The 20,041-nt window shown below is 50.2% G+C and carries 17 protein-coding genes; 9 read left to right on the forward strand and 8 right to left on the reverse strand.

The window, feature by feature from the left end; genetic code table 11:
* Nucleotides 1–157: 157 nt before the first annotated feature.
* The 5 genes from ABV298_RS11975 to argB all read right to left on the reverse strand — a co-directional run bounded on the left by ABV298_RS11975 (nucleotide 158) and on the right by argB (nucleotide 7,118).
* Entirely contained in the window at nucleotides 158–583 is a 426-nt protein-coding gene (locus ABV298_RS11975; RefSeq protein ID WP_353722332.1) for a vanadium-dependent haloperoxidase, read from the reverse strand.
* On the reverse strand, nucleotides 558–1,490 hold the full coding sequence (locus ABV298_RS11980) for a hypothetical protein (protein WP_353722333.1): 933 nt from the start codon (nucleotides 1,488–1,490) through the stop codon (nucleotides 558–560). The genes ABV298_RS11975 and ABV298_RS11980 overlap by 26 nt, the downstream gene beginning before the upstream one ends.
* Nucleotides 1,478–4,810: a VCBS repeat-containing protein gene (locus tag ABV298_RS11985; protein WP_353722334.1), complete on the reverse strand. Its 3,333-nt coding sequence runs from the start codon at nucleotides 4,808–4,810 to the stop codon at nucleotides 1,478–1,480. The genes ABV298_RS11980 and ABV298_RS11985 overlap by 13 nt, the downstream gene beginning before the upstream one ends.
* Nucleotides 4,811–4,837: 27 nt before the next feature.
* Complete coding sequence (locus tag ABV298_RS11990; protein WP_353722335.1) at nucleotides 4,838–6,169, reverse strand: cytochrome c; 1,332 nt, start codon at nucleotides 6,167–6,169, stop codon at nucleotides 4,838–4,840.
* Nucleotides 6,170–6,329: 160 nt separating this feature from the next.
* Nucleotides 6,330–7,118, reverse strand: coding sequence for an acetylglutamate kinase (gene argB, locus ABV298_RS11995; RefSeq protein ID WP_353722336.1), 789 nt, complete (start codon nucleotides 7,116–7,118; stop codon nucleotides 6,330–6,332).
* Nucleotides 7,119–7,319: 201 nt separating this feature from the next.
* Here argB and ABV298_RS12000 point away from each other — a divergent pair, with 201 nt between their 5' ends.
* From ABV298_RS12000 to ABV298_RS12035, 8 genes are all read left to right on the forward strand, one after another.
* On the forward strand, nucleotides 7,320–9,428 hold the full coding sequence (locus ABV298_RS12000; protein ID WP_353722337.1) for a cytochrome c biogenesis protein CcdA: 2,109 nt from the start codon (nucleotides 7,320–7,322) through the stop codon (nucleotides 9,426–9,428).
* Between the two features lie 34 nt (nucleotides 9,429–9,462).
* Nucleotides 9,463–9,798 (forward strand): nucleotidyltransferase family protein, encoded by a 336-nt coding sequence (locus tag ABV298_RS12005; protein ID WP_353723176.1) that lies wholly within the window; start codon nucleotides 9,463–9,465, stop codon nucleotides 9,796–9,798.
* Nucleotides 9,785–10,129 (forward strand): DUF86 domain-containing protein, encoded by a 345-nt coding sequence (locus tag ABV298_RS12010; RefSeq protein WP_353722338.1) that lies wholly within the window; start codon nucleotides 9,785–9,787, stop codon nucleotides 10,127–10,129. Before ABV298_RS12005 ends, ABV298_RS12010 begins: the two co-directional genes overlap by 14 nt.
* 103 nt (nucleotides 10,130–10,232) lie before the next feature.
* Nucleotides 10,233–12,716, forward strand: coding sequence for a DUF4965 domain-containing protein (locus ABV298_RS12015; protein ID WP_353722339.1), 2,484 nt, complete (start codon nucleotides 10,233–10,235; stop codon nucleotides 12,714–12,716).
* 406 nt (nucleotides 12,717–13,122) lie between these two features.
* A complete protein-coding gene (locus tag ABV298_RS12020; protein ID WP_353722340.1) occupies nucleotides 13,123–13,326 on the forward strand; it encodes a hypothetical protein in 204 nt (67 codons plus the stop codon).
* Nucleotide 13,327: 1 nt separating this feature from the next.
* A complete protein-coding gene (locus ABV298_RS12025; RefSeq protein ID WP_353722341.1) occupies nucleotides 13,328–13,681 on the forward strand; it encodes a helix-turn-helix transcriptional regulator in 354 nt (117 codons plus the stop codon).
* 41 nt (nucleotides 13,682–13,722) lie between these two features.
* A complete protein-coding gene (locus ABV298_RS12030; RefSeq protein WP_353722342.1) occupies nucleotides 13,723–14,901 on the forward strand; it encodes an ATP-binding protein in 1,179 nt (392 codons plus the stop codon).
* 40 nt (nucleotides 14,902–14,941) lie between these two features.
* Nucleotides 14,942–15,307 (forward strand): hypothetical protein, encoded by a 366-nt coding sequence (locus ABV298_RS12035; RefSeq protein WP_353722343.1) that lies wholly within the window; start codon nucleotides 14,942–14,944, stop codon nucleotides 15,305–15,307.
* A 58-nt stretch (nucleotides 15,308–15,365) separates the two neighbouring features.
* On the opposite strand, the gene ABV298_RS12040 is transcribed toward ABV298_RS12035, so the two are convergent.
* Nucleotides 15,366–15,800 carry a hypothetical protein gene (locus tag ABV298_RS12040; RefSeq protein ID WP_353722344.1) on the reverse strand — a complete coding sequence of 145 codons (435 nt, stop codon included), beginning with the start codon at nucleotides 15,798–15,800 and terminating at the stop codon, nucleotides 15,366–15,368.
* Nucleotides 15,801–15,811: 11 nt separating this feature from the next.
* Nucleotides 15,812–16,198, reverse strand: coding sequence for a hypothetical protein (locus ABV298_RS12045; protein ID WP_353722345.1), 387 nt, complete (start codon nucleotides 16,196–16,198; stop codon nucleotides 15,812–15,814).
* Nucleotides 16,199–16,500: 302 nt separating this feature from the next.
* Between ABV298_RS12045 and ABV298_RS12050 the strand changes: the two genes are divergently transcribed.
* Complete coding sequence (locus tag ABV298_RS12050) at nucleotides 16,501–16,740, forward strand: hypothetical protein (protein WP_353722346.1); 240 nt, start codon at nucleotides 16,501–16,503, stop codon at nucleotides 16,738–16,740.
* 178 nt (nucleotides 16,741–16,918) lie between these two features.
* On the opposite strand, the gene ABV298_RS12055 is transcribed toward ABV298_RS12050, so the two are convergent.
* Entirely contained in the window at nucleotides 16,919–20,041 is a 3,123-nt protein-coding gene (locus ABV298_RS12055) for an efflux RND transporter permease subunit (protein WP_353722347.1), read from the reverse strand.

The raw sequence follows: 20,041 nt of genomic DNA on the forward strand, positions 1-20,041 counted from the left end.
TGGATTACATACTCTGATCCGAAGACCGGCAGCCAGCCGACGCTGGCCCCATTTTTGCACAATCAAAAGCATTGTAATGTCAAAAATAAATATTTTTATTAACAAAAATATAACATTTATTAAAAAATATTAATAATTAACATACAATTGTGATAGACTATTTGTTGATAGGCGCTTTTAGCCTTATTTTTTGAATTACCTGATTTCCAACGCCCCTGCCTTGCTGCTGGCCATTAACGATTGCCGACCTGTAATGGATGCCTCCATACAACCGGCTGACCGCCGCCTCGTCCGCCGCAGCCGAAAATGATGCGAAACGCCGCATTGGCAAGCCATAAGGCATTTCCGTGCGGTCGTCGAACGCAAAGTCTTTTCCCAGTTCACTTTCCAGCACTATGGCGGCGGCCGTTGAAATAACACTATGCCCGCTGGTATACTCCGGAAATGGCGGTGTCTGCAGCAACGGCCTCCATTTTTCATCCACATAGGCATTGATCACCGTTTCGGGCCGGATCACCTGGCTGCGGTATTTTTCGTCCCAACAGCTGATAAAGCCGTCAAACAATGCGATCGAGGTCAACAAATAGACGGACGACGTTTCGATCCAGTTCTTGCCTGCGCTTTGCGTTGCTTGTCCGGCAATAGAAATCCAGTGCCCCCCCGGGCGAAAGTTTTTTCGTCGCGAAGTTCAGGTGCCCTTGTGTGTTCAGGTAAAACGGGTTGCAATCCCAAAAGCTCGCGATCAGGATTTCCTCCCTGCTCAGCTCTTTACCCTTCCGGTATACCTCCATTGTCTCCTGCATAAATGCGCTCCCATGCCCGCTGTTAAACACCGGCGGCGGAACCGGCTTGAATTGCCCGGCCGAATCGAGCGTCACCGGGCGAATCTGGCTCCAATAGGGCTCTATGGCATCGATATAGCCGGGCGGAGTCGGGGTCCATTTTCCCTTCTCCTTGCTATACGTGTACCTTCGCTTTTTACGAGTCGTGGTATAATTGTCTCTCGACGACCACGCCAAAATACTGTCACTCACCGTTTCCCCTACCCGCAATGAATTTTGAAACACCGCCTGATCCTTCTCCCCCACACTTGTAAGAATGCGCTCTGTGCTGTCTTTCAGCATCTGTTCCGAGAAAACCAGCCTTCCGCCTGTTCTCAGGAATGCAAATAAAGCAGCTAATTCGTAGTTTATCCTACTGCCATTCGCCGGTTTATCGATTTTTGGAAACAAATTAGCCTGCCCGTACAAGCTCTTGTACCGGCTATCTCCCAAAACCAACGTTTCATAAGCAGCCGCATTGGCATAGAGGTAAATCCTGCTTGCAACCGGCGGCGAAAATATGTCGTGGACAATAACCCTCGTGAGGTTTTCCTCGGCCCGATGTAGCAAAGCCGTAGAAGGCTGCGCGTGTACGATGCCGGCGCTCGGAAGCATGGTTAATCCCATCCCCAGCCATTGGCGAAGCCGATGCCAAATCACTTTTTCCATTCCAGTAAAACAGGCTGATCGTTATTAACGGACAGTAATATACGAGCATCATTTAAAAGCACGGCATGACGTACATCCCCGTCTGCCCACAGGCCCGCCTCTGCGGCCGGCACCTCCTCGAAGCGGAAAGCGGTGGTTTGTTTCAACATCGTGCCCACCGAAGCATCGCAGGGCCCAAGCTGAACGCGGTAAGGCAAAAAGTTGCCTGCAAGAACGAGGTCTGCCTTTTGATCACCGGTGAAATCTTTCGCGATGACACCGCTGGTTCTTGAAAATTGCACGGTTTCGGGCAGGGGATGTCTTTTGAACCCAAATCCGCCCAGGTTCTCGAGTACGATGCTTTTCAACTCTTTGCAATACACCTTCCTGCTCCTTTCCACCGCCTCTTTTCCAAATACGTCCTCTATGGTAGCGTCGGCATAGGCGGCATAGCTGGTGTATTTTCTTCTAAGGACGGTTACCTGATCGAGCATTTCATCGCGGGAGAACATGGGATAGCTCTTTTCCCCGATGTAATACGTACAAACCGGATCGATGACACCATTCTTGTCAAAATCATCGTAATAGACCGCCAGCGGCTTTTCCGGGCTGGCTTTATACTGATTATTCCCGCCTGCATTACCCAATATAAAATCCAGGTCGCCATCTCCGTCGAGATCGGCCGCTTCGAGGGCCGCCCACATGCCGTCGAGATCCTTCAAGTCGGCAACCGACTGGTACTCAAATGTATTGCCTGCATTTTTGAATACCATAACGGACATCCAGTCGCCCGCGAGCATGAGATCGGGCATTTTGTCGGCATTCAGATCGGTAAAGACAGCCGCGGTAACCATTCCCGGGTTCAGCAAAGCGGGCGCTGCCGGTGTAATATCCGTAAATTTTACATTGACGCCCCGAGAATCGTTTCTCAGCAGATAACTTCTCGCCGCCACGGGGAACGAGCCAGGCACCGCGCGTCCCCCTACAAAAAGATCCAGGTCGCCGTCGCCGTCGATATCGGCTGCCGCAATGCATTGTTTCGGATTTTTCATGGAAGGCAGGGCTAGCACTTCTTCGTGAAAAGCGCCCCTGCCGTCATTGAGGTATAAATGATCGCGGTACTCAGGTGCATTTTCCTCGAATTCGTTTCCACCGCTGACAACGTAGAGATCCGGGTCGCGGTCGCCGTCCGCATCGAAAAACAATGCATTTACTTCCTCACAACCCACGTTTTGCCGCCAGGGCTGCGTAGTAGCTCCCTCGAAAGTACCATCTTTCCGCTGGATATAAAGCACGCCGAACTGCCGGGAAGCACCGCCCAGAAAAACGTCGTCGAGACCATCGCCATTCACATCGCCTTTCGCAAGGGCCGGCCCCAGCCGGGAAAGCTGGTAGGGCAACAGCACTTCTACCTTGAAATCGACAAATTCATTTTCATGATGGACAAAATCTATCCCTACGGCCTCCATGGGCACTTTGCTGAATCGGGGATGGATGGTCGCAGCTAATTCCCGTTCTGAATCGACGCCTTCCGTTTCCCGCAAAACCACCATTCCGGCGGCTTGCCCAGTCAGCAAGGTAACTTTCCCCGAAGGCCATTCGATTTTCACGGAATCGGCCCTGGAAATGCTTCCCAGCCCGAAATGCAGATCGGTAGTAACGGTCGATTGATACCCCCTCACGGGATAGAGCTCGGCATATTGGACTGTTCCTCCCGCATACACACGCGCCTTTGCGCCAAGTGCCTGCGAGTTGGCACGCATGCCTTGCAGACGGAGCGTGAGGCTCTTTGCCCGAGTTTGGTTTTGGTAAACCGAAACAGGCTCATTGATGTGCGAAATAACCAGGTCCAGGTCGCCATCGCCGTCAAAGTCGGCGTATGCCGCGGCATTGGAAACGGTCAGCTCGTTCATTCCCCATTCCTCGGAAACATCCTGAAAACCATAGCTTCCCGGCATACCGTTGTTTTTGAAAATGTAGTTTCTCAATTTGTTGGACGGCATTTTCTGTACGAGGTCATATGTCCTGAAATTCAGGTTTCCCTTTGCAGCCTCCTTCATTTGTTCATCGGCGACGGTGTATTTGAGGAAATCCATATTGGTGAAATCCCTGAGATAGCCGTTTGTTATCATCAGGTCCTTCCAGCCGTCGTTGTCGAGGTCGGCCATCAGCCCGGCCCAGCTCCAATCCGTGTTGCTGATACCCGCCAGTTGACCTATTTCACTGAAACGTACATGGCCCGCCGGGTCGCTACCGCGGTTCAAATGCAGCATATTACGCATATTCTGATGGTAATAGCCGCTATCCAGAAGCAAATGGTATTGATCGTACATGTCGGGGCCTTTCAGCAACTTCTGGCGGTGATTGTCCTCCGGAAGCATGTCGAGCGTGAGCACGTCAGGCAGCCCGTCGTTATTGAAATCCGCCACGTCGGCACCCATGGAAAACCTGGAAACATGCGTAAACGACTTTTTCAGGGATTCGGTAAATGTCCCGTCGCGGTTATTGACATAATAACAATCCACTTCGGTATAGTCGCTTGTTGTGTAAAGATCCGGCCAGCCATCCTGGTTGATATCCGCGACGACCACGCTTAGCCCGAAATTCAAAGCGTTATTGATAATGCCCGATTTTTGCGTCACGTCCCTGAATTTCAGATTACCATTCTCACTCACATTCTCGAAAAGCCGGTTGCCGAAATACGGGTTCGGCGTAGCGCGCATTTCTTTGGTATTCAGGAACGGATTGACTGTGTGATTAGAATGGTTCAGCAGGAACATGTCCAGGTCGCCGTCTTTGTCATAGTCAAAAAAAGCCGCCTGCGTCGACTGCGAGCCGATCGCATTCAGGCCCGCTTCCACAGCCACTTCCCTGAAAGCCGGGATTCCGTTCCTGACGCCCTGGTTGATAAACAGTTCGTTGTTTTTGTCCGACAGTTTCCGGTAGAACCCCGAGTGGCATACGTAAATGTCAGGCAGGCCGTCACCGTTCACGTCGGCCACGCTCACGCCTGTCGCCCATTTGCCGTTACCTTCCACTTTCGCTTTCCTGCTAACGTCCTGGAAAGCAATGCGGCCTTCCTGCGAACGGTTGAGAAACAGCTTGTTAGGGACGGTGTTTCCCGAAATGAAAAGATCCGGTTTGCCGTCCCCGTTAAAATCGCCCACGCCGATCCCGTTTCCGTTATAGAGGTATTCATACCGGAAAATGTGCAGCGAATCGTTTTCCTCGATCCGGTTTGTGAAGTTCAGGCCGGTTTCCCTGACGGGCAGCTTCCTGAAACCAGGTTGGGAAAAAACGGGAAATGGCAGCAAAAACAATAGATAGTAGAGTTTACCCATGCAATACCGTTTATGGACCAAAAAGAATCAATTCCACTTGAAAACAAGCTCCTCGTCGCCAGGAAGCCTGTCGACGTACATCAGGATAAGCGTCATCATCTCCTGATCGCTCCGCATATTGCCCGTCGACATCACCAGTTGCGGCGGGTTATGGGGATTCGCAGGGTTACTTGCCGTATTGTCATAGGTTGCCTCCACCGTTACCACGGCCCCTTTTGGAAGCAGCACGGGCTTTTTGTATTTGTAAATCTCCTGCCACCGGAAATCCCACGCCGGCACATGTACGAGCTTCACGGTATCGCCCGAGGCCAGCGTCGCGTAAGCCTTGAACTCCTTGCCCAGATAATGCATATGCGGCCAGGCATACAGGAGGGAAATATCCGGTTGGTTGTTCGCTATACGCAGTTTGAAACTGTTCACCTCATTTGCGAAGATCATCAGAGGAGGACTGATCTCCTTCTCGCCGATCCCTCCCGAGCCCAGGCTGATCACCTTTACCTTCCTTTTAATAGGCGTTTTTTTAAAGAAAATATTGACTCCGTCGACACTTTGGGCATCCACCGAACTGGGGCCGAAATGCACTGTCAGCAACACCACGCCCCGTTTCGGCATGATCCAACCCATGTCTTCGGGATACGCCTCCACCGTGGTACCCGGAATCCAGCCCCCGTAATAGGTCATTTCCTTTTTGTATTTGAGCCATTCGTAGTACTTATCGCCATCGGGACCGCTCAAATCCACAAAATCGACCGTGTTATGCAAGTCCACCGACGCGTCCGGCACCGGATGTATAGCAAAATTCGCGTGGTGGATGAGTTTCTTGTTGTTTGAAGTAAATTCGATCGCCTCCACGTTCGCTTCCTGTTCCATTTCAAACGGGATTTTGAACATAACGAACCGTTCCGTGGCGTCGCCTTTCAGCGTAAACGCCTCTTTCATGCTCAGCCTGAGGTCGGGTTTGCGTTTATAAGCTGTTCCGGCATCGAGGCGGGCCTGTAACTCCTGTTCGGCTTTTATATTGACCTTGCCTTTCGGCGTACCGGCGTCGATCCACCCGACGATCGTTTTAATATCCTTTTCGCTCAATGAGCGGTCGTTTGCGAAAGAATTGTAGTGGTTATCCGCCTTCCACGGTGGCATATACCGCGAGCTGACGACCTGTTTAATGAATTTGGAGCGTTTGGAAACATCCTCGAACGTTACCAGCGGAAACGGGGCCGCTTCGCCCGCGCGATGACAAGGCACGCAACTAGCATGAATAATCGGTTGCACATCCTTATAGAACTCCGGGGCCTGGCCTGCACACCAATCGCATAACATCAACAAAAAAACCAGGAAAAGGCCTTTTCGAAACAGCATGGTAATGAGTGGGTTTAACTCATGCAATTTAAGAACTTTAAATTAAATTTTAAGAAAATTTAATAATTGGATCATAAAATTGCCGGAAAACAATATTACGGCCACTTCCGCCACTGCCCGTTCCGTAAAAACCGGCGACCCGATTACCGATCTCGAAGCATTAATCGAGCACGATCGCCGTCCCTGCTCCTCCCGCGGCCGCATTCGCAAGTTCATCCGCATGGCAAATGGTCACCTGCTTCACCCCGGAATGCAATGCGGCAAATGCATTGTCGAGCTTGGGAATCATTCCTTTATTAATAGCGCCGGTCGATTTGTGCTCTTCATAGGTGGCAGGAACGAGTTTAGCGATCACTGCGTCGTCGTTATCGGGATCGGAAAGGACGCCCTTTTTCTCAAAGCAGTAAATAAGGTTTACTTCGAAGACTTCCGACATTGCCACGGCTGTCGCGGAGGCCATCGTATCGGCGTTGGTGTTGAGAAGCAGCCCCTCGGCACTGTAAGTCAAGGGCGCGATAACGGGTGTCAGGCCGCTGGACAGGATTGCATTGATTTGTCTGCCGTTTACAGCTTCGATGTCGCCAACAAACCCATAATCGATCGTTTTGACCGGGCGCTTCACCGAACGTATGATACCGCCGTCGGCACCGGTGAGGCCGATGGCGTTGCAACCGGCCGCCTGCAATTGTGCAACGAGGTTTTTATTGACCAGACCTCCGTAAACCATGGTCACCACGTCCAGCATCGGCTGGTCGGTAATGCGGCGGCCATCGACCATCTGCGTTTCGATCTGTAACTTCGCGGCGATCTGCGTCGCAACCTTTCCGCCCCCGTGCACAAGAACTTTTGGGGCGTCGAGCCGTGCGAATGCTTTGAGAAAACGGGAAGATGCTTCGGGATTGTCGATCACATTACCACCGATCTTGACTACGTATAGGGCCTGGGACATGTTAATAACTGTTAACTGATCTGGATTTGAGGCGACAAAGGTAGCAGAAACGCCAATCGGTGAAAAGCGAATTTCAAATCATGAATTTTTTTGTGAAAATTACGTTGGTTAAGAAAGCTCTATCAAAATTATAGATTGATCGCCGGGTGCACGATGGTCCCTTCGCATTAGCCCGGCCAAAGCCATTACCCAAACATCGACATGAAACGCGGTATCATACTCATTCTCAGCATTTGTCTTTTCGTAACGGGCTTCGTTCAGGCGCAGGTACAAAAAGCCAAGGCACACTGGACCTATTCCTTTTCCAAACCGGAAGTCAAAAAAGGCGAGACCGTCGACCTGATCTTTACCGCAACCATCGACAAGGACTGGTACATGTATTCCTCCGACTTCGACCCGGACCTGGGCCCGATGCTGACGACTTTTACCTTTGAAAAGAACAACACTTTCGAGACTGTCGGCAAACTGAAACCCCAGAACCCGAAGACTAAATTCGAGGAGGTTTGGGGAGGCAATGTGCGTTATTTCGAAGGAAAAGGTGTTTTTAAACAAACAGTTAAAATCCTGGCCGATAATCCGGTCATCAAAGGGACCTCCGAATACCAGACTTGCAGCCATGTAAGCGGGTTGTGCATTCCGGGCGGGGAAGATTTTGAATTTAAAGGCCTGAAAGTTACCGCCGCCGCTCCGGCAAATGAGCAACCTTCCTTGGGCGCCACTACACCGGCCGACAAACCCGGCGTAGCGCCTGCCACCGCGCCTGCCGCTCCCGCTTCAAACGACACGGCCGTTGCAGTTTCGGCCTCGGACATTCCGGCAACCAGCCCGGCCGCCGCTGCATCCGCTGCCGAAACAGTACAAAAAGCCTCCTCCGAAGCACCCGCCGCCAGCGGTTCGTTACTAGGTTTCGCATTGGCCGCGTTCCTCTCCGGCCTTCTCGCATTGCTGACGCCCTGCGTTTTCCCGATCATCCCGATGACCGTCAGCTTTTTCACCAACCAGGAAAAGGGCAAATTCAAGGCATTTTTATATGGTATTTCGATAATACTGATCTATACATTAATAGGTACCGTCGTGTCGCGGCTGAACGGTCCTGCATTCGCCAACTTTCTCAGCACGCATTGGCTGCCCAACCTGCTGTTCTTCGCCATTTTCATCACCTTCGGTTTGTCGTTCCTCGGTCTTTTCGAAATCGTGTTGCCGAGCGGGTTCGTCAATAAGATGGACCAAAAAGCCGACCAGGGCGGATATGCGGGCGTTTTCTTCATGGCATTTACCTTGGTACTGGTTTCATTTTCCTGCACCGGCCCGATTGTCGGCAGCTTGCTGGTGGCCTCGGCGGGCGGGGAAGTAGTGAAACCTATTGTAGGGATGGCCGCATTCTCCGCCGCATTTGCTATTCCGTTTACTTCATTCGCATTGTTTCCGCAATGGTTGAAATCCTTGCCCAAGTCCGGTGGCTGGCTGAATACCGTGAAAGTGGTATTGGGCTTCCTGGAACTGGCCCTCGCATTGAAATTTTTCAGCATTGCTGATCAGGTTTATCACTGGCATTTGCTGGATCGTGAGGTTTACCTTGCTTTCTGGATCGTCATTTTCGGGTTGCTGGGTTTCTACTTGCTCGGCAAAATCCGTACGCCGCATGATTCGCCCGTTGAAAAAGTAAGCGTACCACGCCTGCTGCTGGCTATCGTTACCTTTACGTTTGTCGTGTACATGATCCCGGGCATGTGGGGCGCGCCGCTCAAAGCATTGGCCGGTTACCTGCCTCCGCAATCGACCCTGGATTTCGACCTTAGCAAAAGGACCGCTGCACCTGCATCCACCGGCGTTTCCACGGAAGCCCGCAAATATGCCGACCTTTTTCATCTGCCTCACGAACTCGAAGGCTTCTTCGATTACCGGGAAGCATTGGCCTATGCCAAAAAAGTCAACAAACCCGTTTTCATCGACTTCACCGGTCACGGGTGCGTCAACTGCCGTGAAATGGAGGCCCGGGTATGGGTCGACCCGGCCGTGTTGCAACGCCTGCGCAATGATTATGTGATCGTGGCATTGTACGTCGACGACAAAACCGAACTGCCCGAAGCCCAGTGGTATACTTCCAAATACGACAACAAGGTCAAGAAAACCATCGGCGCGCAAAATGCCGACCTGCAAATTGTGAAATACAACAACAATGCGCAGCCGCATTACTGCCTGGTGGACCATGAGGGCAACCTGCTCGTTCCGCCCAAAAACTACGACCTGGACCCGGCGAAGTTTGCGGCGTTCCTCGATAGCGGGAAGGCAGCGTTTGTGAGGAAATAAGAACCGTTCAAATATCGCCAAGCAGATATAGGTAATATGTACCTATAATTACTATCTTGTTGAGTCAAATGAAAGCAAGATGGAACACTTAATCCAGAAAGCCGCCCTATTTTTCCAGGACAAACCGGTTAAACGTGCTTACCTTTTTGGTTCTGCCGCGCGTGGCGAACAAAACAGTAACAGTGACGTTGACATTCTTGTTGATCTGGATTACGAAAACGGCGCCGACTTCGACACCTTTTTTGACATGCAAGAAGCATTAACCGCTATACTCGGGACGCGTGTCGACCTCGTCAGCTGTAACGGCCTGTCTCCATACATCAGACCCCAAATCGATCAGGAGAAGCAATTGATTTATGAAAAAGCCTGATGGTGACCGCGCAAGATTGTTACATATTCTTGAAGCAATTCAATACATCAACTCTTTCATCACCGGAAAGATAAAGAACGACATTTACGATGATCCTATGCTCCGGTTTGCCATTGAACGGCAGCTGGAAATCATTGGCGAAGCGGCCAATCATCTATCCCAGGATCTCAAATCTACCCACCCGGAAATCGAATGGCGCAAGATCGTTGCATTCCGGCACTTCGTAGCGCATGAGTATTTCGGCATCGACCTCGAACTCGTCTGGGACATCGTGATCAACAAGATTCCGCCGCTGCACGAAACCATTTCTACGCTCCTTGACAGGCAATAAACCTTTTGATGCAACGATTTCTACCTTCAAATTGCGCTGTATTGAACTTATCCCCTATCATTACGGGGATTTTCTAACACCATTCCATAAACCGACCGAAACTATGCTCAAACGCTGGCTCACCGCGCTGACGCTACTCACAACTTCAACGATTTTTGCCCAATCCATCCGGCCACCGGCCACACCGCTGGTGACCGTCGATCCTTACACCAGCGTATGGTCGTTCGGCGACCAGCTTGCAGGCTCCGCTACCAGACATTGGACCGGCAAGCCGCATCCAATGGACGGCCTCATCCGCGTCGACGGCAAAGCCTACCGCTTCATGGGCGCGGCCACGGCCGAAATGAAGACGATCCTGCCTACTGCCAAACAGGAAGCCTATACCGCCAAATTCACCACCACCAGACCCGATCCGAAATGGTGGTTCAAAGATGGCTACAATATCAGTACCTGGAAACAGGGCCCCGCGCCCTTCGGTACGCACGAGCGTAACGATGCCATGCTTAAAGGCGGCACCGAGTTCCGGCAGGAGCTCTGGTACCGTCGCGATTTCAACCTCGCGAATGTGGATTTTGAAAAACCCGTCTTGAATATCTTCCACGACGACGATGTGCAGGTATTCATCAACGGCGTGCCCGCATTCGACTGTGCGCCTTGCTTTACAAGCGACTATGAGTACAAACCGATCAGCCCGGCTGCCGCAAAGGCTTTGAAAAAGGGCAAAAATACGTTGGCTGCTTATGTCAAAAATGGTGCGGGGCCTGGTTACATCGATATTGGTCTGGCCGACGAGATCGCCCCCAAGGGTGCAGATGCGGTAAACCCGGCGAAACAGACTGGATTCGAAATAAGGGCGACGCAATCGATTTACCGTTTCGAAGCCGGACCGGTAGAGCTGACGGTCCGCTTCATCGCACCTTTGATCATGAGAGATTTGGTATTGCTGTCACGGCCTGTGAATTATATATTGTACGAAGTTAAATCCGCCGACGGCAAACAGCACGACGTGAGCATTCTCAATTCCGTATCCGGGCTTTGGGCTACAAATGATGCGAGTCAGTCGGTAACCGGCAAGGAAGCCAGCCAGGATGGTTTGATCACGTTATCACTCGGCAATGCGGTGCAAAACCCATTGGCAAGAAAAGGCGACGACGTCCGCATCGACTGGGGACAGGCTTACCTCGCCGCCCCACAAGGGACTGTGAAGGGCTCTGCCATCGGTATTCCGACCGAGATCATCAAAGAATTTGCCTCCAAAGGCACATTGAGCGTCGATCAGGCCGGTGCTGCACCCGCCGACTCCAAATCGATGGGTTTGATACTGAATGCGGGAAAAGTGGGCGCGGAAAGCAAGCAGTTGCATGCATTGGTTGGTTACGACGACGGCTATTCGGTTCAATATTTTGGACAAAACCTGCGTCCGTGGTGGAACAAGGATGGCAATAGAACCATGGCCGGCGAACTGAAAAGCGCCGAGGCCGATTTCACCAAAATCCTGCAAACTTGCGACGACACCGACAAGGCAATTTACGACGACGCATCGAATGCCGGCGGCAAGCAATATGCCGAACTTTGTGTACTCGCCTACCGGCAGGCCATTGCCGCCCACAAGCTCGTGGCCGATCCGGGTGGCACACCGCTCTTTTTCTCCAAAGAGAATTTCAGCAACGGCTCCATCGGAACGGTCGACGTGACTTATCCTTCGGCCCCATTGTTCCTGCTCTACAACCCGACATTGCTCAAAGGCATGCTCGAACCGATTTTCCATTATTCGGAAAGCGGCAAATGGACCAAACCTTTCGCCGCGCACGACGTGGGCACCTATCCTCTCGCAAACGGCCAGACGTACGGCGAGGACATGCCCGTGGAAGAATCCGGCAACATGCTCATCCTTACCTACGCGATCTGCAAAGCCGAAGGCAACACCGATTTCGCCAAAAAGCACTGGAAAACTCTCGGTACCTGGGCCAATTATCTCAAAAAAGAAGGTTTCGACCCTGCCAATCAGCTCTGCACCGACGACTTCGCCGGCCATTTGGCGCGAAATACCAACTTGTCCATCAAAGCCATCATGGGCCTTGCCTGCTATGCGAAAATGGCCGAACAACTCGGCGATTCGAAAGAAGCGACGGAAGTGAATGCATTGACCGAAGACTTCGCCCGGAAATGGATGCAAATGGCCGCCGACGGCGATCACTACGCATTGACCTTTGACAAAAAAGGCACGTGGAGCCAGAAATACAACCTCATTTGGGACAAGCTTCTTGGGTTGAATGTGTTTCCGAAAACCGTTGCCCAAAAAGAAATCGCCTATTACCTCACCAAACAACAGCCTTTCGGCCTGCCGCTCGACAGCCGTAAGACCTACTCCAAATCCGACTGGATCATATGGACAGCAACACTGGCCGAAAAACCGGAGGACTTCCAGGCGTTGATTCAACCTGTTTATAAGTATGCCAATGGTACCACAGACCGCATTCCATTATCCGACTGGCATGAGACTACCAACGGGAAATCGGTCGGGTTCCGTGCCCGGTCCGTGGTTGGGGGGTATTGGATGAAGGTGCTGGGGGAGAAGTGGAAGTAGGTTGATTCCTGCGTAATCATTAAGTCAAGGGTCAGGATTTGCCAGGTTTGGCGGCTTCTGACCCTTTTTCCGTTGGTTCAGTCGACCGCTCCGATGACACATTGATGTGCCTAAAAACGGTTAAATCGCTTCTTGAAAGCCGCTTATGCTGAAACAAGCTTTAAAACAGGCTTGGTAAATATTAAGTTATAACTTAACTTTATGTCGAAGTTCAGCATTCGGTTGTCAAATAAAGTTGGCCGTACTAGAATCGGATTGTACAACCTCTTAATCAACAAAAGCTGCCAGATTGATGACTTTGAGGACGAGATTTCGCGTGATCCCGGCTTAGCCAATGAAGTAGATAAGATCTATAACATCCTGAGACCTGAGAAAGGTATGTGAACTGAAAATGCTGCCTAAAACAATGTTTCGCATCATTCACGCAGGTGAATTACCTTTCCAACTTTATGAGGCTAAGAGCAAAAATTTGCGGTTTTATCTGATCAAACTCGAAAAGATTGGTAAAGTTATCCTCCTTGGCGGACGCAAGGGCAACCAGAAAGCCGATCTGAAATATCTCGTAAAACTTGTACGTGACATTCACTCAGAAGGTGTAAATATATACTAATATGAAAACTCGCGAGGATCTTCTAAGAAGCCCCACCTACTGGCTGACCGACATGCAGATTGAAGTTTTCAATCTGCTCAACACTTATATGGAAGAAAACAATCTGACTCAGAAACAGGTCGCCGAGAAGTTAAATGTTTCTCCTTCCTATGTTTCTCAGGTTTTGAATGGGAATTTCAATTTTACCATTTCAAAGTTGGTCGAACTCGCATTGCTGGTTGGAAAGGCACCGATCATTCAGTTTGAGACAATTGAGGATATTTTGAGGGCAGAGCAACTGCAAAAGAAGGCAGAAGTCAAATTCAAGAGAAAGAAGACAGCGGATTTGGTGCCCTCGGCAGTTAAAAATGCGTGATCATCCTTGTAAATTTAACGCCCGATGTTAAATTTACAAGGATGATCACAAGAGACACCCAAATAGAGATACTGAAATTACTGGAAGAGTTTCCAGCAGTAGGCATTCTTGGTCCCAGGCAAATCGGCAAGACAACACTCGCATTTCAGATTGCGAAGACGATTTCACCCGAACCTATTTATCTCGATCTCGAATCCCCTTCGGACGTCGCCCAGTTAAGTGAGCCCGAGCTGTATTTCGAAAAATATGCCGACAGAACGATCATTCTTGACGAAATCCAGCGCACGCCCGAAATCTTCGCAGTACTTCGCGGCGTGATCGATAAGCGTCGCCGTGCCGGAAAGCGCACCGGGCAATTTTTGATTCTGGGCTCGGCTTCTCTCGATCTTTTGCAACAATCTTCCGAAAGTCTTGCAGGACGAATAGCCTATACGCGACTGCCTGGTATCAAGGCAACCGAAATCGATACAGCCGATCTGGACAAACTTTGGATACGGGGTGGTTTTCCGGAAAGTTTTCTGGCAGCAAATGATTCATCCAGCTTCGAATGGCGCCAAAATCTGATCACTACCTATCTCGAACGCGACGTTCCGCAATTCGGCTTCAAAATTCCGGCGATGGTACTGCGCAACTTTTGGACTATGCTCGCCAATTCGCAGGGCGGCATCGCAAACCTCAGCCGTATTGCGGCCGGGCTGGGCATCAGCGTTCCCACAGCCACACGCTATCTCGATTTGCTGGAAGACCTATTTCTGGTCAGAAAGCTCCAACCCTGGTTCTCCAACATCGGGAAACGCCTCGTGCGCACACCTAAGATTTACATTCGCGACAGCGGCATTACGCACAGTTTACTGAAAATCAGAAATCTGGACGACCTGTTCGGTCACCCTGTCCTGGGGGGAAGTTGGGAAGGATTTATCATCGAAAACCTGATTGCAATGCTTCCTTCTTGGGTCACGCCGTACTATTACCGAACGGCCGCTGGTGCAGAAATCGATCTGGTGCTTGAAATTAATCATCAGACCAGGATTGCCATTGAAATCAAACGATCATTGACGCCTGCCGTCAGCAAAGGATTTACCGTCGGCTGCGAGGACATCAAGGCTTCGCATAAGTATTTTGTGTATCCGGGGCAGAGTAGTTATGTCATTTCGAAAGATGTAAATGTGGTGCCGTTGGTGGAGATGATGGAGAAAATTAAAAGTTTGGCCGGTTCCTAAATATGCCAGTAATTGTATAACCTCCGTTTATGCCTGAATTTTGCCTTACGAAATAAGCTTCAACCGCAAACCCAATTTTCGGGTCAGATACCGGCTTTATTCCTATGAAGAAGGCGGCCGGTATAGGCCTGCATTTCAGCACTACAGGTGCGATTTTCACTACAAGAATGACGGCAAGTTCAAGCATTCGCTCTACATGACCTGGCCGGAGTTCGAAGACGAGAACGGCAACATTTCAGATGAAGCGGAATATGTTCCAATGTCCGGAACTGCGCGAATATGGATTGTAAGTAAGAAGTTTATTCCTTATCATAAAGAATATTTGAAGATTGGGACGATGGGATATTTTCATGAAGGTGGAAAGAAGGTTGGAGAATGTGACGTGATAGAGTGGATTGAGCTTTGAAATCTTCTTTGGACAACTCTCTATTATTCCTAGAATTCATGCATTACCTTCATAGTCACTAGTTGTCATTTATAAGCTCCAGAATAAAGTCACAAGGATAAATTACGGTCAGGCCCGTATTGGGCCATCCAAATGAAACAATACCGATTATCAAGTTAGCTACTCGATAATTAATTACCAATTGCTCATTTTTATCTACGCTTTGATAAAAGTCTTTCGGGCAAATAATTGGGCCACCGCTATTGCCGCCAATTATTAACCCATCGACCAAAAAGAATTTCGTCGATAATTTTTTCACAATGTTTACTCCGAGTCTATTTTTTATACTAGTAGCGATCTCAATATTACCCGATAACGAAGAGGCGATAAAGCCTGCTTTCGCTATTGGATAGTTAGAAGTCTCAAGCCGTAGCCCAGCAGGATAGCCGATTGTGAAAATCTGTGAACCAAAACCAAGAAATGCATTTCCACGTATCTCTCCGATAGGTACCAAGAAGCCTGCCCCTACATAATTTCTTGCAATTCTAAATTCTCCTCATAAATACTCGTGATATTAATCACTGCAATATCAATCTCATGTTGTGGATGTGTTTTTATACCAGTTAGAACCTCACCAGCTTTGTTCTTCAAATAAATTTGTTGCTTAATGCTCTTATACGGGCTTGCCGGATAAAAGGATACAGTTACCCAATCAAATAATACAAGTGGATCAACTAATGACCACTTACCAATCATATGCTTATTAGTGATTAAAAAAATTCCCTTATCAGTATTTACTATAAAGCCAGTCCCCGTTGATCCGTCCGGTGTTGTTATATTGACGATAATTCGGAGCATCCGCTCGTCAATTCTCCCGATATAGTCTTGACCCATATTTTCTGATTCATTCATAGCAAAAAAATTGATAAAAAGCTCATTGAAATACAAAAGAAATAAACGCTATAAGTATTTATATGTCACAATTTACCTAAGATGACATTTATCAGCAAGTCAGTCCTTCACGCTCCCCACAATTTGCAATTCTCCTTCGTCTTCACCAACTTACGCCTTCCTACAAAACAGTAAAACACATGAAAAATCATAGACGATCTGCCCTGTTATGGTGCGGGAGCGGCGAAAGCCCCCCGGATGCCTTTACTGTGCATTAGGACACCTAAAACAGGGCTTTTTTTATATCCTAAACAAACAGTAACATGACAAAATCACACACAACCGAATCCGAGGATTCGGTATGCCTCGCTTACGGCAGGCAAGTAAAAGAACTTTTAAACGTAGGCAGCCCTACCGAAATGCTCGACCATCTCTGGTGCATTTACAGCGATGCCATGGCATTTCAACAGGAAGCCGGCTACAACCCGCGCGTTAGTGACATTTTCATGACTTTCCGGGAGCTGGTGTTCTTTATCCAACGCATTGAAAGCGTGAGGGTGTAACGAACCATCCCACGATTGTCTTACGGTGCACGGCACCTTCCGATTTTTTTAATTTCATCTACAAGTATTACGGCGCTCTGCGCCTGGCTTTATGGTCCAGGCGCAGAGCGCCGTAATACTTGTAGCAGGTGCAGCGCACCGTAACATTTCGGTCGCGGTACGCCATGGTTTGAATATGCTATGCCTCCAAAACCATCTCCTCCTTCACTTTCCGCTTCTTCCGCTTCGCCAACCGCTCCTTGATTTTATCCACCACATAATATGCGCTAGGCACCAGGAACAGCGTCAGAAGAAGTGAGCTCGTCAAACCACCGATGATCACCCAGGCCATACCATTCTTCACCTCGGCGCCGTCGCCGGAAGCAAGGGCGATGGGGAGCATACCCGCGATCATCGCGATGGTCGTCATCAGGATCGGGCGGAGACGTTCCTTACCGGCTTCGATGAGGGCTTCTTTTAATGCATAGCCTTCCGATTTTAGCTGGTTGGCGAAGTCGACGATCAGGATGGCGTTTTTGGCTACCAGACCCAGGAGCATGATCATACCCACAATGGAGAATATGGTCAAACTTTCCATGGTGAGCGCGAGAGCGGTTAATGCACCGACCAGGGCCACCGGGATCGAGAAGAGCACGACGAACGGATAAACGGTACTTTCGTAGAGCGCCACCATGATCAGGTAGATGAGCACGATACCAAGTAGCAACGCGGCACCGAGGCTACCGAATGCGTCGGCCTGGTTTTTCAGATCACCGCGGTATTCGATGCTGATGCCCTCCGGGAGCTTCACTTTCGCCATTTTGGCCTGAATGTCGGCACCGATGGAGCCCGACGGACGACCGACTACCTGCGAGTTGATGGTAATCGACGACAGGCGGTCGATACGCTGCAACACACTTTCGCCCATTCCTTCCTTCACAGTTGCGAATTGCGATAACTCGAAGGTCTGGCCCTGGTTGTTCACGAAAGTTAGCTGGCGGATATCGTCGGCCTTCGAGCGGTCGAACTGGTCGAGGTTGACCATAATGTCGTACTCCTTGCCATTCTGTTTGAATTTCGAACGGTCGTCGCCGCGGAATGCGGTTTGCAAGGTAGCGCCCACTTCGGCGGCGTTGATGCCGAGTTGCGCCATTTTCTCGCGGTCGAGGGTTACGCCTACTTCCGGTTTCGGGTCGTCGACGGAGTAATCGACGTTGGACGTACCTGGTACGGACGCCACGATATCCTTCACTTGCGCGGCGGTTTTACGGATCACGGCCATATCGGTTCCTTTCACGGCCACCTGGATCGGCGCCTGGTTGGCATTACCCGTGATCGAAGTCGGCGCGACGGTCACTTTTACACCCGGGATTTGCAGGATTTCCTTTTGAATATTCTGGCCAAATTCTTCGGACGAAATGCTACGCTCCTTTTTATCCACCAACTGAACGGTCAGGTCGGCGATATTGCTGTTCGAAGTAGTTCCCAAACCAGTGCTGCTGTACCCGACGTTGGTAAATACCTTGGTCACTTCCGGTTTAGCCAAAAGAATCTTCTCAACCCTTTGCGCTATCTGGTTAGTCTGGTAAACAGATGCGGTCGGTGCCAGTTCGAGCGAAACGTTCAACTCGCCGCGGTCGCTTTGCTGCATGAATGCCGCTCCTACGAATCCGCCCGGCACCAATGCGATGGATCCGACGATCAATGCAAACGAAAGCAGGAAAATGTAGCGTTTATGACCGAGTACCCAGGTCAGGATACGGCCATATTCTTCTTTTACATTATCCAGAAACCTTTCAAAACCCAGGTTCAAACGGCCCCAAAGGCTGTTTTTATCCAAAACCTCGAGCTTACCGAAACGGGACGCGAGCAACGGGGTTAATGTGAATGATACTAACAAGCTCATCAGCGTCGAGAATACGACCACGAGCGAGAACTCCCGGAGAATGTTACCAATCAGCCCTTGCGTCAATGCAAGCGGCACGAATACCACCACGTCAACAAGGGTAATGGCCAATGCGGTAAACCCGATCTCGGCCCGGCCATCCAATGCGGCTTGCCAGCGGCTTTTCCCCATTTCCATATGGCGGTTGATGTTTTCCAAAACCACAATGGAGTCGTCGACGAGGATACCTACCACGAGCGAGAGCGCCATGAGTGTCATCAGGTTCAGTGAGAAGCCCATCAGGCTCATTAATATGAATGTCGGGATCATCGAGGATGGCAATGCCACCAGAATGAACATAGAGCTGCGGAAACTGTGCAGGAACAAAAGCATCACCACGGACACGATCAGCACGGCCAGCCCGAGGTCGAATACCACCGCGTCGGCCGATGCCAATGTATAGATCGATTGGTCGGAAGCGATATTAAACTTCAATCCCTGCGCTTCGTATTGCTTTTCCAGGCTGGCCAGGCGCTCGCGGGTGAGCTTGCTCACGTCCACGGCATTCGCGTCGGATTGTTTTTGGATTTGTAATGCCACCGACGGACGACCATTAATGTGGTTCACAGCCGTAGCGTCGGCCACGCCGTCGTACACCTCCGCAATGTCGCGCAGAAAGATTTGCCCGCCATTCGAAGATTTACCTACGATTACATTTCGAAGATTCTCAACGGTAGTCAGCTTTGCATCGAATCGGATGGACAACTGGTCGTCCTTGGTTTTTACCTGACCGGCCGGATAGGAAGTATTCGCATTGTTGATCGCCGCCGAAACCTGGCTGATCGACAAATGGTACGCCTTCAATTTATCCTGACTGATATTCACCTGGATCTGGCGTTCCGTACCGCCGATAATCGTCACCTGGCCCACGCCGGTCACGTTCGAAAGCTGAGGTTTCAGCTTGTCGTCGATCAGATCATAGAGTTCGGACGGGGAAAGGTTCGCAGTAACACCCATTCTCAAAACCGGGATTTCATCGGTCGAGAACTTATTGATCACCGGGCGATCGGCGTCATCGGGCAGGAGCGAAATGATCTGCTCCACTTTGCGTTGCGCTTCCTGTTGTGCCAGGTCCACGCTCACACCTTGTTTCAACTGGATAATCACCGACGAAACACCTTCCTGCGAAGTCGAGTTGATCTGATCCAAACCTTCGATGGCCGATACAGCATCCTCGATATGCTTCGTCACGTTCGTTTCGACCTCGTCCGCGGATGCACCGCGGTAGGTCGTCATCACGCTCACAACGTTCGCCTCGAATTTAGGCAAAAGATTGTAAGACAATTGGTTGTAGCTGATCAAACCGAATAGTACCAGTACTACGAATACTACGGTTATGAAGAGCGGTCTCTTTACGGCTACTTCGGTAATTGACAT

The organism is Dyadobacter sp. 676 (genome assembly GCF_040448675.1).
In the GTDB taxonomy this organism is placed as follows: Bacteria; Bacteroidota; Bacteroidia; order Cytophagales; family Spirosomataceae; genus Dyadobacter.